Source organism: Streptococcus cristatus (genome assembly GCF_019685515.1).
GTDB lineage: Bacteria > Bacillota > Bacilli > Lactobacillales > Streptococcaceae > Streptococcus.
The window spans coordinates 558,655-574,068 of sequence record NZ_JABFFN010000001.1 but is presented as its reverse complement, the minus strand read 5'-3'; the positions used below and the strand labels follow the sequence as shown (position 1 = coordinate 574,068).

Here is a 15,414-nt window from a genome sequence, read left to right as displayed (position 1 = left end):
TCAGAGACTTATGATAAGATAAGCTGGTATGCGTTTAGATAGATTATTAGCCCAAGAAAAAATCAATCGCAAGGCTATGAAACAGGCACTTTTGAAAAAAGAAATCCTAGTGGACGATTGTCCAGCCAGCTCCCTCGCTCAAAATGTCGACACTGGATTACAGAAATTAGTCTTTCAAGGACGGCAGATTCAAGGATACGAGCACACCTACCTCATGCTTCATAAGCCAAACGGAGTCGTTACAGCTAGCAAAGATAAGAAACTTCCAACCGTCATGGACCTCCTTCCACCTGACATCCAGTCTGACCAGCTCTATGCTGTCGGCAGATTAGACCGCGATACGACGGGGCTACTTCTTTTGACAGACAATGGACCTCTTGGCTTCCAACTCCTTCATCCCCAGTACCATGTCGATAAATCCTATCAAGTGGTGGTAAATGGACTGCTCACACCAGACCATATCCAGTCATTCAAAGAGGGGATTGTCTTTTTAGATGGGACCACTTGTAAACCTGCTCAGCTTGAAATTCTAGACGCAAGCCCAACAGAGAGCCATGCCTCTATTACCATCTCAGAAGGAAAATTTCATCAGGTTAAAAAAATGTTCCTCTCAGTCGGTGTCAAGGTGACTGCCTTAAAAAGAGTCCAGTTCGGCGATTTTACATTAAATTCAGAGCTATCAGAAGGGCAATACCGATTCTTAAATCCAGAGGAATTAGAAATCATTAAAAACTATTTAGAGAAAAGTGGATAAAAGAAAAAAAGCTTTATATAAAGCTTTTTGTTTATTGCTTATCTAAAAAATATCGCAATGGTTAGAATCCAATTAAGTACAGAAACCACAAGTCCTATGATATTCAGAATTTTTTCTGTTTTATAGTCTAATTGTGACTCTTTTTGATATGAAATAGCCAAGACTAATCCTATGATCCCCAAAATCAGACCTACAATTGGAAATAACAAACCGAGCACAATAGATAGGATACCTAAAACAAGTGAAGGTTTTTTCTTTTGTTGTGAATTCATATTATAAAATCTCCTTAAATTTATTATAAATGATGATACCTTAAGATACTAGCTTTATCTATCATTCGACAGTTTTTTAAAGAATCTTAGCTCGTCTTCACTTTCCCTTTCCAAGAATCCAATCCATAAGAAAGGATATAAATCTCAGAGAAACCTTGTTTTTTCAGATAAAGTGCTGCATTGGTCACTCGTTGTCCACGTTGGTTTTCGTAGAGAAGGACAGGTTTATCCTTGCGAAGGGCTGCAAGGCTTGACTTCAACTGATTTGAAGGAATATTGCGAGCTCCGAGGATATGTTTTCTGTGAAATTCTGCTGGATCGCGCAAATCAATCAATTGCCCTTTCCGAATCAAGGCTTCAAATTCTGTATTATCCACAATCTTAGCCGCACGACGAATACGAAGGTAGTTATAGCCCATCCATGCCACCATTGCCAGTATAAGTGCCCACAAAATCCAAGTAACCATTAGTTCATTTCTCCATTTTTCTCAATATAGTCTAATTCTATCTTGTGCTCCCTGCGGAGAACAGCTTCCGCTTCTAGGTAATCTAGCTTGTCCATCAGACCTGCATCATAGATCCGAGAGAGTTCGAGCTTCATTAGTTCAATATCATACAAGCGCTTCCCCATGTAAACAATAATGCCAAACTGTTTGAGAAATTGCTGCACATCATAGAATGTTTTCATAGCTTTCATTCTAACAGATTTTAGACTTTTTTTCAATACTGGACCGGCTCTTTCCCCCTATTTTCTTCGTCTTCATTACCCATTCTTCCGCAAGTGTGGTACAATAAAAACATGAGAATTCAACAACTACACTATATTATCAAAATCGTCGAAACTGGCTCTATGAATGAAGCAGCCAAGCAACTCTTTATCACCCAACCCAGTCTTTCAAATGCCGTTCGAGACTTGGAAAATGAAATGGGCATTGAAATCTTTATCCGCAATCCCAAGGGCATTACCTTGACCCGTGATGGGATGGAGTTTCTCTCCTATGCCCGTCAGGTCGTTGAGCAAACTCAGCTTCTGGAGGAACGCTATAAAAATCCTGTCGCCCACCGCGAACTTTTCAGCGTTTCTTCTCAGCACTATGCTTTTGTAGTCAATGCCTTTGTCTCTTTGCTCAAGAAGAGTGATATGGAAAAATACGAGCTCTTCCTACGTGAAACTCGGACCTGGGAGATTATCGATGACGTCAAGAACTTCCGTAGCGAGGTTGGTGTCCTCTTTTTAAACAGCTACAACCGCGATGTTTTAACGAAAATGCTGGATGACAATCACCTGCTAGCCCACCACCTCTTTACCGCTCAACCCCATATCTTTGTCAGCAAGACCAACCCTCTGGCTAAAAAAGACAAGGTCAAACTGGCTGATTTGGAAGACTTCCCATACCTCAGCTATGACCAAGGGACGCATAATTCTTTCTACTTTTCAGAAGAGATCCTTTCACAAGAGCATCACAAGAAATCCATCGTGGTCAGTGACCGTGCCACCCTCTTTAATCTTTTGATTGGTTTGGATGGTTATACCATTGCAACAGGGATTTTGAATAGCAACCTCAATGGAGACAATATCGTTTCCATTCCACTGGACATAGACGATCCCATTGAACTAGTCTATATCCAGCATGAAAAAACCAGCCTGTCAAAGATGGGCGAACGCTTTATCGAATACTTACTAGAAGAAGTTCAATTCGATAATTAATAGGAAAAAGAAAAAGTTAGGAAATAGAAAGTGAAAAAGATACTACTGACTAGTGCTTTAATCCTTTCAATCGCAGGATTGGCACCCGCATCCGTCTCAGGAGAAGAAAACACAACTCAATCCACATCTGCTGTCAAGGAATCAATTGCCAAAGAAGAAAAGAAAGAATCAAGTGTTGAGGAAAACTCTAAATCAGAAGTTCTTCCGAAAGTAGATGTGCAAGAAGACAAGCCCAAAAAAGAAGGATGGCACCAAGAAAATCACCACTGGCGTTTTTACCAAGATGATAAACCTGCTTTGAACTGGAAACAAATCCAAGGCAAATGGTACTACTTCGATCAAGATGGTAATCGTCTTCATTCTACTGTCTACAAAGGCTATGCCTTTGACCAAGATGGGGTTATGGTAGAAAATAGCTGGACCAATTTGGACAACCAATGGTATTATGCTGATCCCTCTGGGCGACTTGCTCAGAGCACCTGGAAAAAAATTAACGGCTCCTGGTACTATTTTGACCAAACTGGAAGAATGCTCAGCAATACCTCCGTTGACGGCTATCTGCTCACAAATAGTGGAGCTATGGCAGAAAAGGGTTGGATTAAATTAGACCAAAATTGGTATTATGTCACACCATCCAGCAGAATCTCGCAAGACAAGTGGGAGAAAATCAACGGTTCTTGGTATTATTTTGATAAAAACGGCGTGATGCTCAGCCAGACAACCATTGGCGCCTACCTGCTAGGCGGTAGCGGAGCCATGGCAGAAAACTCTTGGGTGAAAATAAATAAAAATTGGTATTACGCTAATGAATATGGGAAATATAGCCAAGACAAATGGGAGAAAATAAATGGTTCTTGGTATGCTTTTGAACAAAATGGAGTCATGCTTTCCAATAAATGGAAAGAAAGCTATTACCTCAAAGCCAGTGGAGCCATGGCGGAGAAAGAGTGGATTTTTGATAAATCCTACAATAGCTGGTTCTATCTAAAAGCGGATGGCCGTTATGCAAATCAGGAGTGGATTGGGGCATACTACCTCAAGTCTGGCGGTTATATGGCCAAGAATGAGTGGATTTACGACGACTATTACAAGGCTCGTTACTATCTGGACGATAGTGGACATTATGTATCAGGAACTTACAAGATAGACGGCAAGGAACACTTGTTCCAAAAATACGGCCAATGGATTTCTGAGGTTTCAACTGAAGGTGGATTTACAAAAGGTCAATACAGCAATACCATCTTCCTAGATCCTGGACATGGTGGTCAAGATTCTGGTGCCTTTTACTACAATGTCGCTGAGAAAGATCTCAATATGCAGATTTACCGCAAACTTCGCGCTAAGTTAGAAGAACTGGGCTACAAGGTCCTCACCTCTCGTGATAGCGATATTGACGTTGACTTTGTTACCGAACGTTCTCGTATGGTTAATAAAACCAACTCTGACATCTTTATCAGTATTCACTTCAATGCAACTGGTAGCGCATACTCAAAAGCGAGCGGTATTCAAACCTACTCCTATAGAGATGAACCTGATTATCCAAGTAAGATTAATCAATACTGGCACAATCACCCTGATCGTATGAGTGAAAGCAAACGCCTCGCCGCTGCCATCCACTCCTCTCTCCTTGCAGAAACAGGGGCCAAGGATGCTGGCTTATTGGAAAGTAGCTTTGCCGTACTACGCGAAACAGCCAAACCAGCCGTTCTCCTAGAGCTTGGTTATATGGATAATTTCTCCGAAAACCAACAAATCAGAGATAACCACTACCAAAATAAACTGGTCGCAGGTATTGTGAAAGGGATCCAAAAATATTACGCTGGTCAGTAAAAAAGTCTCGAGAAATCTCGAGACTTTTTATTTGCCTTCTTTTTTATCTTTATCAGGAAAGAGGTAACCAAGCCCCACACATGCTAGCACACCGGCACCAATCACTAAACCACTTGAAATTGGCAACAGATCAAAAATAGTATTTGCAATGATAAAGGCGATGATCAAGCACATCAAGCTAGCCTTGTAGTCTTTTTTCAAAAAGTTCTCTAGCGTGAAATAGAGGAACAATCCTACCGGAATGAGTGACCAGAGATTGACATCCAAACTTGGCCAACCAACAGAACCGAAATACAATACTAGCGCTGCTGCTACTAAAAATACAAGTCCCAATAATTTTTTCATTTTTTGTCTCCATTTCCTTTTTTGAGAACTTGAGTTGTCTGACACCAACTCTTCACGCCCCTTACAAAAATCATTATAGCAGAGGGCTTCCCCCAGAACAAGCCCTTTTGCCTATCTGGTCTCTATCTCAGTCTAAGTGGTTGAATATTATCGACAACAAAAAAAAGAAGCCTTAATTGGGCTTCTTGATTCTGCCGATTGCAGGGATCGAACCTGTGACCTACGCGTTACGAGTGCGTTGCTCTACCAACTGAGCTAAATCGGCTGTTACCCTTTTAGTATAGCACTCTGAAAATAGATGTCAAGAAATTTTCATCACCATTAGAAAAGCCTGTCCTGAGACAAGGCTTTGAGTTTCTTCCTTTTACGAACCCGCACTTTCGTAGGCGTCTAAGCCCCTGTCCCATAGTTTCAAAGAAATGACAAAAAAGACAAGGGAAATTAGAATCAAACCACCGATATTAAAGAAGACATCCTTATCCTGCAAGAAATAGCTGGCAGGATAATAGGCCGTAAAGGCGAAAGGTACAATAAAGCTAATTAACCAACGAAGGACCGAATTGTAAATGGAAATCGGATACTTGGCAAAGTCATTAAACATATAAAAAATGTAAATCATGGCTCCTGACTGCTTGGTCCAAAAGGCGATACTGGCTGTCGCGATTTTCAAGGAAGTATAGATCAAGGTCGCAAAAGGAATGCAGACTAGAAAAATCAGGAATTTTGGAAGAGTCCAAGCAATGCTTGATACTGTTGTCGCTAGTAAAATTCCACCGACCAATAGTTCGCCCAGGGCATCAATCTGAAAGGTCTCGACTAGGATGTGAAAGAGAGGATTGATAGGACGAGTCAGATACTTATCAAACTCTCCCTTTCGGACTAAGCGTTGTCCCAGTGCCCAGAGATTATCAAAAAAGAGATGATCCAATCCCTTGGGAATTAAGGAAAATCCATAGATAAAGGCAATCTCTTGGAAGGTCCAGCCTTCTAGGGATGGAATGTGTTGAAAGATGACATTGAGAAACAAGAGGTTCAGGCCTTGAGTCAGAAAAACTCCTAACACGCCCACCACAAAATCGACCTTGTATTCCATGATTTGCTTGATGTATTGTCTGATAAAAATCAGATGCATGCGTTGATATTTTTTCATACTAACCTCCCTGAATGGTGATGAATGACTGGACTCGTTTCCAAATCAGCTGAGACAAGCCCATCATCACTAAGAGCCAGAAAAACTGTAGCAAGAGTGCCTGAAGAATCTGACTGGCATCGTATTTCCCAACAATGATCATGACTGGAGTGTAAATCAAGGATGAAAAAGGCAAGAAGGAGAGAATAGCTGAAACAATCTTTGGAAAGAAAGCCAAGGGAATCAAACTTCCAGACATAAAGGCCACTATGGAAGTCTTGAGTAGATTAGAGCCCCATAAATTTTTAAATACAAAGGCTGAAAATCCAAAGCAGATATTAAAGAAAAAGTTAATCAGATAAGCCAGAGTTAAGCTAAAAAGATAAAGGACAGTTAGGCCCAGCACTTCTACCATCCCTTGCCCAGATAAGATTTTCATCAAGACAATCACACTCAAGAAAGGAAGTCCGACACTGACAAAAATCAACCACTTGGACCCAAGCTCGGTAAAGAGGTAAGAAGCCGCAAAATGCACTGGTCTCAACAAGCGCATAATAATGGAACCATCCTTGACCTCCTCCCCAATCATAAAGGACGAATCTGACCTAGTCAGAAGATTGGTCACAAAACTCATAATGATGTAGAGGGTGATATCTGCCATACTAAAGCCCTGAATCAAAGACTCTTGCGAAGAATCAAAGACAGCCTTCCAGAGATAAAAAGCCACAAAAGCCCCCATGACATCGCCAATCCGATAGAGAATAAAGTTGACTCGATAGGTGATCAACTCCTGAATCCCTGCATTGATAAAGGGTTTATAACGTCTCCACAATTTGACCATCTTAGAGCTCCTTTCGATAGAAGCGACGGATAATATCCTCGATATCTGTATCCATCATCTTCAAATCACGGACTTCAAAATCAGACAGGGTTTGCTTGATAATATCAGCCGACTGGTAGCGGGAACTATCGAATTCAATATTGAGGCTGTTTCCTTGTCTATCAATGGTCATATCCGAAAAACCTTCATAGTGAGAAAGGAGATGACTTTGACCTGGTACCAGTTCAAAAGAAAGAGTCTTCATCTTGCCAAAGGTCTCCTTGAGCTGGCTAACCGTTCCATCAAAAATCTCTTGCCCCTTGTCAATCATGAAAATCCGATCACAAAGTTGCTCAATATCACTCAGATCGTGAGTAGTCAAGAGAATGGTAGTCTCTTCCTCCTGATTGATCTGGGTAATGGCACGACGAATGTTATCCTTGACCGACACGTCCAAACCAATGGTCGGCTCATCTAAAAAGAGAACCTTGGGATTATGAAGCAAGGAAGCTGCAATATCTGCCCGCATCCGTTGTCCCAGTGAAAGAGTCCGCACAGGATCCTTGATAAATTCCTTCAAATCCAAGACTTCATTTAAAAAATCCATGCGTTTATGAAAGAGCGAGTCCGGCACATCGTATATCTCTTTCAAAACCGTGTAGGTCTCTTGCAGTGCCAAATCCCACCATAGCTGGGTGCGTTGTCCAAAGACAACCCCAATATCCTTGACATAGTCTTGGCGATTGTCCTGTGGAATCTTGCCATTAATCCGACAAAAACCAGATGTCGCTTTTAAAATTCCTGTCAGCATTTTGATGGTTGTCGACTTCCCAGCACCATTAGCTCCGATAAAGCCTAAAATTTGGCCTTTTGGAACCTCAAAGGTCAAATCTTTAACCGCTTCAAAGGTTTGCTTTTCAGGGTGAATAAAAGAGCGCAAAGCCCCCTTTAACCCCGGCTCCTTTACTGTCTTCACAAAATTTTTCTGAAGATGTTCCACTTCTATCATTGCCATATCTATCTCCCTATCACAAGGAATAACAACATTGTATTTTTGACTACAAATATTCTAAATCCTTACCTTCTACACCTTCTCAATATTAATACAAAAGGCTTTATACCAACCTATTATAGTCCAATAAAAAATAGAATGCAAGCGTTTGCTTAAAGTTTATAAAATTGAAAATTTTTCTCTTAAAATAATACTATCATAAAAAATTCTGGTTTAATCGTTCTTTTAAAACACCAAAAAAACCTGCCCAATGGGCAGGTTAGTATTAAAAATGATTTCATCTCAAATATTCAATTTAATCAACATATTCTCCATTTTCATTAACTCTATACCCGTCTATGGTAGTATTAACTGCGAGTTCTCCTGAAGAATATGAATAATACCATGTTTCGCCAACTTGGTACCAACCTGTTACCATTGATCCGTCTTCATTTAAATAATACCATTTCCCTGAATCTTGAATCCAACCTGTCGCCATAGCTCCATTATCTTTCAAGTAATACCAGATATCATTATACTTAAACCAACCTGTTACCAAAGCTCCATCTTCACTTAGATAGTACCAATGTTCATTATCTTGAATCCAACCCCTTGCTAAAGAAGCGCTATTATTTAGATAGTACCAAGCACCATCATTTTGTGTCCATCCTGATTCCGATGAATCTTGAATATTATTTATTACTTGAACAGCCTCAATAATTTCCTTCAATTCAACTCGTTTTCTATCTTTTATGACAGATTTAACTTTTTCCTCAACAAACTCTTTCGCATACGTTCGACTATTTTCTTTCCGCTGGAACATGTCCTTCAGTAAACTTTCTAATTGTTCATTAAAGACATCTTCTTGAATTTTATTAAACTCTTTCTGAGATAGCGAAATAACCATCACAATATCAATAAACTCTTCTTTTAATTGAGCAAACATTTCGACACGATCATCTTCTATGAATTGATCCGCAATTGCTTTTGCTCCTATTCCTCCTGCAATTCCTCCTATAATCGCACCCGCTAATGCTCCTATTGGTCCAGCAATTGCACCACCAACCGCACCTGCACCAGCTCCTGCCATCATACCGCCCCCAGCAACTGCTGCATTTTTTAATAGCTGCTGTGAAGAAATTCTCCCGACTAAGGTTTCAAAGACATCTGGTACCATAATGACAGCAAACGATATAACCGGTGCAGCTCGTCTTGCAACCACTTCAGCTGTAATTTTTTTTCCAAAATAATCATTAATTTGTTTTGTAAATATTTTTGCAAATTGCTGTGACGCAACATAGATACTAGTTCCCATAGCTAGGGTTCGTAATCCTACTTTACCAGCCATTAAAGCCGCATCTTTGGTTTCTGCACCTGACCATTTAGCCTGAGAAAAGACAATAACAAAGCTTATACCTACACCTGGTAATGAATTAATAGCTCCATCAATTGCATCAAATTTAATCGACGTCAAATTACCTCCTTTAGCTATCAATTTTGCTTCATTATAGGTAATATGACCTTTTCTGATGATATTTTTTGCCTCAGCTGGATTATTAACTCCCTCAACTTTACCTTGTCTAATTTTTTCTTCAAATAATTCCACTGCTCTATCATACTGGTCTTTAGGAACTTCCAATTGCATTCCTTTATATTTATACATTCCTCCTTCGCTTTTAGACTCGAAAGCTGAGTTTACAGTTCCGCTTGCTCTTGCATAATATTTAGTTTGAATTTTTTGATTTCCAACCATTCGATCCGCTCCATTTTTGGCATTATCTTGACCAGTTTGTCTTACATGGTGGAATGGATATTTAATCTTATCCATTAGATTATTTGCATATTCAGCTGCATGTCCATGCCCAGATGGAGCACTAACCATCGCATTTATTTGAGCTTTATGCAATCTATCACCAACACTTAATAAAATCCAAGAAATAACTCCTATTTCACTTCCTCTTCTAAAGATAGTTGAATTAACATTCTTTTTACCAATTTTCAATAACTGTGAGTTTAAATTTTCAACTTGTACATCATTTGTATAACCAGAGGCAATTAATTCATTCAATTCTCTAACAACATAATTCAAACTATTCGAAACATTCAAACGCTTAATTATCCCATATGGATAGTAAAATGCTAACTGATCATTATCATCTACCTCTACTTTCCATAAATTTGAAAATGGAAAAAATTGTACATTACACCTGTCTTGATCCTTGATTTGCATTTTTTCGAAAATTCCATACTGAGTCAAGAGTAAACCATATTCTTTGAAATCTTCTTCCTTTAAACTTCTAACCGGAGAATAACCAAAATATTCAAATTCAGTATTAGAGAATTCATTATAAAATTCTTGTTCTGACTCAATAAACCACTTAGCCCGTCCATAAGGTACTGACTCACCATAATGATCAAATCCATTCTGGGCAATAGACCTAAAAACTCGTCTAACACTAGCCTCACTGTGAGTATGAACCTCTTTAATTTTTCTTTTCCATAAAAAATACTGAAAAAAACTTACAATATTATCTTTCATCTCTAACCTAAACTCCAATAATTCTAATATACTAAAACTAGCTAGTAACTTTATCAAGTTTTAAAACTATATAGTACCACACATTAAAAGTCGAAATTTTTAAAAAAACTTGATATTTACCTTTAATCTAAATTAATTATATCAAAGGCATAATACAAAGTCTATATCATTTATTTTTACCACACAAAAAACCTGCCTAATGGGCAGGTTCTGTATGTATTGTTCAGCTAGATTAAGCTTTACCTTCTGAACCGAATACGTCGATACGTTCTTCAACAGCTTCTGTAATTGCTTCGAAACCTGGTTTCAAGAATTTACGTGGGTCAAAGAGTTTCTTCTTATCGTATTCTGCTTCGTTTGCTTCGTATTCAGCAACAAATTTACGAGTTGCGTTAGCAAATGCGATTTGGCATTCAGTATTAACGTTAACTTTCGCAACACCAAGTTTGATAGCCGCTTGGATTTGGTCATCAGGAATACCTGAACCACCATGCAATACGATTGGGAAGCCTGGAACTGCTTCTGTCAATTTTTGCAAGTGATCAAGGTGAAGACCTTTCCAGTTTGCTGGGTAAGGACCGTGGATGTTACCAATACCAGCTGCCAAGAAGTCAATACCAGTTGCAACCATTGCTTTAGCATCTTCAATTGGAGCCAATTCGCCATCACCAATGATTCCGTCTTCTTCACCACCGATAGTACCAACTTCAGCTTCTACTGACACGCCATTTGCATGAGCAAATTCTACAACTTTACGAGCTTTTTCAAGGTTTTCTTCAACTGGAAGGTGTGAACCGTCAAACATAACTGAAGTATAACCAACTCGGATACATTCAAGTGCATCTTCATAATGACCATGGTCAAGGTGAATAGCAACTGGTACAGTAATTCCCATTGATTCTACAAGGTTTTCGATGAGAAGTTTACATACTTTGTAACCACCCATGTATTTCGCAGCACCCATAGAAGTTTGGATCAAAACTGGAGCTTTTTTAGCTTCTGCTGCGCGCAAGATAGCTTGAGTCCACTCAAGGTTGTTTGTGTTAAATCCACCAACTGCATAACCGTTGTCACGAGCTGCTTGGACAAATTTTTCTGCTGAAACGATTGCCATTTTATCAGGCCTCCTGTATATTTTTATGGGTCAACCCATTTACATTGTTCATTTTATCACTTTTTGATAAAAAAAGCTAGTTTTTCCCATGCTTTAGATTGAATTTCTTCTAATCCGATCAATGTAAACCCTTTCTTTTTTAATCTTGGCTAACTCTAGGAAAGCGTATAAAGACAGTCAAGCGATCATCCTGCCTTTCAAAACGATAAGGCAGTTTCTCATGTTCTAATAGACTTTTGACCACAAAGATCCCCATTCCCGAACCCTTGGCCTTACGACTAGCATTGTCAGAAAAAGACTGGGCCAGTTTTTCTTGTTCTTCAGGACTACAGCTATTCTCGATAAAGAGTTCCCCTTCTCTTTCTCCAATTCGAACCAAGCCACCTGGAGTGGAGTGCTTGATAGCATTGCTGATGAGATTCGATAGGATTAGTTTCATGACAGATGGGTTTATATAAGCCTGCTGATGAGTTAGGCTAATGTCTACATGAAGTTCTCTCTCCTTGGCGAGCAAAGCATAATCTGTGACCAGACTTTGCGTCATCTGAAGGAGCTCAACCTCTTCTTTCTCGTCTCGCAATTCCTGCACAGAAGAAAGAGACAATATCTGGAGAACGTGGTGACTGAGGTCATCCACAATCCCCAAGGAAACTCCTAGATAGTGGTCTCTATCCTTGTAACGACCAATATTTTCCTTCATATTTTCGATTAGGATTTTGAGACTAGCCAGAGGTGTTTTCAATTCATGAGAAGCCCCTCGTAGAAATTCGACCTTCATCTTCTCCAGCTGGAGAATAGCTTCATTTTTCTCATGTAAGTCCGCAATAACTGTCAAAAGGTGCTGGTAAAGGCTATTGATTTGTTCCTTGAGATCACCTATCTCATCCTTAGAATCCACGCGCAAACGTACTTGATCATCCAGATCCATCATCCGACGGGTCACCCGCTTGATTTCCAAAATCGGGGCAACAATGGTCCGAGCATAGTTGTAAGCAACCAAGAGGGAAATTAGAAAGGATGCCAACAAGGTATAGGGGAGAAATTGGAGACTAATCTGCTCTGCTTCTTTTTGCAAATCCATGGACGCTAGAAACTGGAGAGTCATAGTTCCACCATCTTGCGTTTTTACCTCGCGTTCTTCAATGAAGAGTGAAGTTGTCTGACGAGCTGTATCTAGTGGAAAATTATCCTTAACCTCTAACTTGTCCTCAGTCATCTCACCCTTAACAGACCCTTTGATATCACTGGTCTGGGAATACAAGTCTAACACTTGCTCGATACTCTGCCTATCCTTTCCGTCAAGGGACTGGGCAATGGCTGTCGCTTTCTGGCCAATGGTTTCCTGACGATGACTTAGATAAGTTGATGGAAAGAGAAAATAAATGGCTAAATGAAGACAAATAACCAGAACACTAAAAATCGAGATGGTATAGATAAATATTTTAGTAAATAGACCTGTTCGTTTCATTTTCGCTCCAATTTATAACCAACATTGCGCACAGTGAGGATACAATCCAAGTCTAGCTTTTTCCGCAGTTCTTTGATATAGACATCAATAACACGGTCAAAGGGAACCTCATCTGTCACCTTCCAGACAGCATCGATTATCTGAGAACGAGTCAAGGCCCGTCCTTTATTTTTCACCAGATAGTCCAGAATTTCCAACTCTTTGGCATTGATAGCCACTTCTTGACCTGCTAGGCTTGCACTGTAGCTCTCAAAATCCACCTTGGTATCCTTATAGGAGAAGATTCGTCCCGTATCGTAGTAGCGTTTGAAAATCGCATCTACTCTCACTTTTAAAAGGGAGAGGGAGAAGGGTTTTTCCAGATAGCCATCTGCTAGCGAAGAAAAAGCACTCATCTTGTATTCTTCATCCTGAAAGGCGGTCAACATCAGGACAGGGACCTGACTGGTTTTACGGATCTCAGCTAGGACTTCGAGGCCATTGAGCTTGGGCATCTGGATATCCAGCAGCACTAGAGCAACCTCATAGCTGGAAAATTTTTCCAGAGCTTCCTGACCGTCTGCTGCTTCAATGGTTTCATAACCACAATCCGTCAAATAGTCACTGATCCCCTCACGGATCATCTCCTCATCTTCTACAATTAAAATTTTCATAGAAAAAACGTTTCACATTCCTTTAAATTTCTTGTTAATCTTTCTATTTTGCCTTGATAAGACCTCTTCCTATCAAGGCAAAATAGATAAAAATGCTACCTATATTATACCCCATTTAGGGGAGAATAGGTAGCAAGTTTTTTATTCGCTATCGAGCAAGAGCTCTTTTGGTTGTTTTCTAAGGAGATTGCTTGAAGCAAGCGCCATAACAAGAACGACTAGAACTAAAGCAAGAACAAAGACGATGATAAAGTCTGATGTCTGAATAGAAATATCTAGGCTCGACAAGGTCTTGCTAAAACCATCTACTTCAGCACCACCACCAAGGTTAGAGGCTTGAGCAGCCTTGCTGGCTTGCTTGGCAACACCTGAAGTAACATTGGCAAGGACGATGTTTCCGATTGCACGAGCTGTATAGTTGGCTAGGAAGTAAGCAGAAATAAGAGCAGGAATGGCAATCAAGATTGATTCTGTGATAAATTGCCCCAAGATACTTGCCTGCTTGAGACCGATAGAGAGGAGAATTCCCACTTCCTTGCGACGGGCGTTGATCCAAAGACTGAGCAAGAGTGCAAGGAGAAGGACTGAGAAGCTCAAGCTACCCCAGAAGAGGAGATTGGCCATCTTATACATACCAGAGATGGATTGCTCTAGAGCTGGGTAGTTAGAGGAGCTCTTCACAAGTGTGTAGCTCTTCCAGTTGATACCACTGATACCATTCAACTCTTTCATGACGTCATCTAAGTTCTTGTCCGCTGTTACAAAGAAGGTTGCGTCCCCATAAATAGCTGTGTCTTCTGTGTATCCATAAAGTTTTGCAGCAGTGTGAATGTCTGTGATAGCTGTATTTTCATAGAGTTCTTGTGAGTAGGTTACTGCTGACTTATTGTGACCATCAAAGAGTCCCTTGATTGTCACTTCAACTGTTTCCTTGGCTCCTTTTTCATTGTCTGCATCATAGATATTGGAGTCCAATTTGACCTTATCTCCGACTTTCCAGCCGTGTTTAGCTGCCAAGTCCTTGTGCATGAGAATCTTGTCTTTGTCATCGTTGGTTAGGTGCTCACCTTCAACCAGCTTATATGAGCCAGAGACAAACTTATCTTCTTTAGATGAGTCATTGACACCTGTAATCATCAAACTGCTTCCAAACCGTTTGGCACGGTCTGCAGTGAGATTTTTCTTGGTTTCTGGCGTTTCAATCAGGTCATATCCAGTTAAATCTCCGATAGCGTTGATACGTTTAACATAAGACTCGATGGCCTTATTTTCAGTGATTTTTTTGATATCCTCACCCTTGATATTCCCAGCACCACGTGGCGTTCCTTGATTGACGCGACGATTGATTTGCATGGAGAAGCTATTGGTGATATTTTTAAAGGTCTCCTGAGAAGCCTTGGCAGTAGCTCCCTTGATCGACAAGCCGACCAAACTCAAGCTCGCCATGAGGAGAATAATCAGGAAGATAACAATCGATTTGAAAAACTTCCTTGTAACATAGGCAAATGCGTTGTGTAGCATAGGTTTCCTTTCTAGATTTTGTTCTATTTCAATGTCTTATAACTTATATAAATTATTTTTTTACTATTTCCCTTAGATTGTGCGGACGGGAGCAACTTCCTGTAGGAATTTCATCCCTAATTTTTGAGCCATATGTCTCAAAAATTCCAGCCTAGATAATAACTCTGTTATTATCTAGGCTATCACTATTGCGGGAAATAGTTATCAAAGACTCACTTTGTTTATTATTACTTTACACGTATCTGGTTACCAACTAATACTATTTTAAAG

General features: G+C 39.9%; 15 protein-coding genes and 1 tRNA gene. 3 read left to right on the top strand and 13 right to left on the bottom strand.

What is annotated here, in order from left to right; translation table 11 throughout:
* Nucleotides 1-28 precede the first annotated feature (28 nt).
* On the top strand, nucleotides 29-754 hold the full coding sequence (locus tag FOA33_RS02750; protein WP_221160560.1) for a 16S rRNA pseudouridine(516) synthase: 726 nt from the start codon (nucleotides 29-31) through the stop codon (nucleotides 752-754).
* A gap of 38 nt (nucleotides 755-792) precedes the next feature.
* Here the strand turns inward: FOA33_RS02750 and FOA33_RS02745 are convergent, their stop codons facing one another.
* The 3 genes from FOA33_RS02745 to FOA33_RS02735 form a co-directional block, all read right to left on the bottom strand.
* A complete protein-coding gene (locus tag FOA33_RS02745; RefSeq protein WP_221160559.1) occupies nucleotides 793-1,026 on the bottom strand; it encodes a DUF4190 domain-containing protein in 234 nt (77 codons plus the stop codon).
* An 86-nt stretch (nucleotides 1,027-1,112) separates the two neighbouring features.
* A complete protein-coding gene (locus tag FOA33_RS02740) occupies nucleotides 1,113-1,493 on the bottom strand; it encodes a rhodanese-like domain-containing protein (RefSeq protein WP_221160558.1) in 381 nt (126 codons plus the stop codon).
* On the bottom strand, nucleotides 1,493-1,723 hold the full coding sequence (locus FOA33_RS02735) for a YqgQ family protein (RefSeq protein WP_004181724.1): 231 nt from the start codon (nucleotides 1,721-1,723) through the stop codon (nucleotides 1,493-1,495). Before FOA33_RS02735 ends, FOA33_RS02740 begins: the two co-directional genes overlap by 1 nt.
* A gap of 102 nt (nucleotides 1,724-1,825) precedes the next feature.
* Here FOA33_RS02735 and FOA33_RS02730 point away from each other — a divergent pair, with 102 nt between their 5' ends.
* Together FOA33_RS02730 and FOA33_RS02725 are read left to right on the top strand one after the other, a co-directional pair.
* Nucleotides 1,826-2,734: a LysR family transcriptional regulator gene (locus FOA33_RS02730; protein ID WP_001222584.1), complete on the top strand. Its 909-nt coding sequence runs from the start codon at nucleotides 1,826-1,828 to the stop codon at nucleotides 2,732-2,734.
* A gap of 30 nt (nucleotides 2,735-2,764) precedes the next feature.
* Entirely contained in the window at nucleotides 2,765-4,564 is a 1,800-nt protein-coding gene (locus FOA33_RS02725; protein WP_221160557.1) for an N-acetylmuramoyl-L-alanine amidase, read from the top strand.
* 27 nt (nucleotides 4,565-4,591) lie between these two features.
* Here FOA33_RS02725 and FOA33_RS02720 read toward each other — a convergent pair whose 3' ends face one another.
* The 10 genes from FOA33_RS02720 to vex3 form a co-directional block, all read right to left on the bottom strand.
* A complete protein-coding gene (locus FOA33_RS02720; RefSeq protein WP_084932985.1) occupies nucleotides 4,592-4,909 on the bottom strand; it encodes a hypothetical protein in 318 nt (105 codons plus the stop codon).
* Between the two features lie 192 nt (nucleotides 4,910-5,101).
* Nucleotides 5,102-5,174 (bottom strand) — tRNA-Thr (locus FOA33_RS02715).
* A 99-nt stretch (nucleotides 5,175-5,273) separates the two neighbouring features.
* The gene (locus FOA33_RS02710; RefSeq protein WP_213988725.1) at nucleotides 5,274-6,059 is read right to left on the bottom strand and encodes an ABC transporter permease; all 786 of its coding nucleotides are present in this window, start codon (nucleotides 6,057-6,059) and stop codon (nucleotides 5,274-5,276) included.
* Nucleotide 6,060: 1 nt separating this feature from the next.
* On the bottom strand, nucleotides 6,061-6,879 hold the full coding sequence (locus tag FOA33_RS02705) for an ABC transporter permease (protein ID WP_221160556.1): 819 nt from the start codon (nucleotides 6,877-6,879) through the stop codon (nucleotides 6,061-6,063).
* Nucleotide 6,880: 1 nt separating this feature from the next.
* The gene (locus FOA33_RS02700; protein WP_221160555.1) at nucleotides 6,881-7,873 is read right to left on the bottom strand and encodes an ABC transporter ATP-binding protein; all 993 of its coding nucleotides are present in this window, start codon (nucleotides 7,871-7,873) and stop codon (nucleotides 6,881-6,883) included.
* 292 nt (nucleotides 7,874-8,165) lie between these two features.
* The gene (locus FOA33_RS02695; protein ID WP_221160554.1) at nucleotides 8,166-10,388 is read right to left on the bottom strand and encodes an N-acetylmuramoyl-L-alanine amidase family protein; all 2,223 of its coding nucleotides are present in this window, start codon (nucleotides 10,386-10,388) and stop codon (nucleotides 8,166-8,168) included.
* A 232-nt stretch (nucleotides 10,389-10,620) separates the two neighbouring features.
* Nucleotides 10,621-11,502, bottom strand: a complete 882-nt coding sequence (locus FOA33_RS02690; RefSeq protein WP_001019007.1) for a class II fructose-bisphosphate aldolase — start codon at nucleotides 11,500-11,502, stop codon at nucleotides 10,621-10,623.
* 139 nt (nucleotides 11,503-11,641) lie between these two features.
* Nucleotides 11,642-12,970, bottom strand: coding sequence for a sensor histidine kinase VncS (vncS, locus tag FOA33_RS02685; protein ID WP_221160553.1), 1,329 nt, complete (start codon nucleotides 12,968-12,970; stop codon nucleotides 11,642-11,644).
* Nucleotides 12,967-13,623, bottom strand: coding sequence for a response regulator transcription factor VncR (vncR, locus tag FOA33_RS02680; protein WP_221160552.1), 657 nt, complete (start codon nucleotides 13,621-13,623; stop codon nucleotides 12,967-12,969). Before vncR ends, vncS begins: the two co-directional genes overlap by 4 nt.
* A 141-nt stretch (nucleotides 13,624-13,764) precedes the next feature.
* A complete protein-coding gene (gene vex3 / locus FOA33_RS02675) occupies nucleotides 13,765-15,144 on the bottom strand; it encodes an ABC transporter permease subunit Vex3 (RefSeq protein WP_221160551.1) in 1,380 nt (459 codons plus the stop codon).
* Nucleotides 15,145-15,414 lie beyond the last annotated feature (270 nt).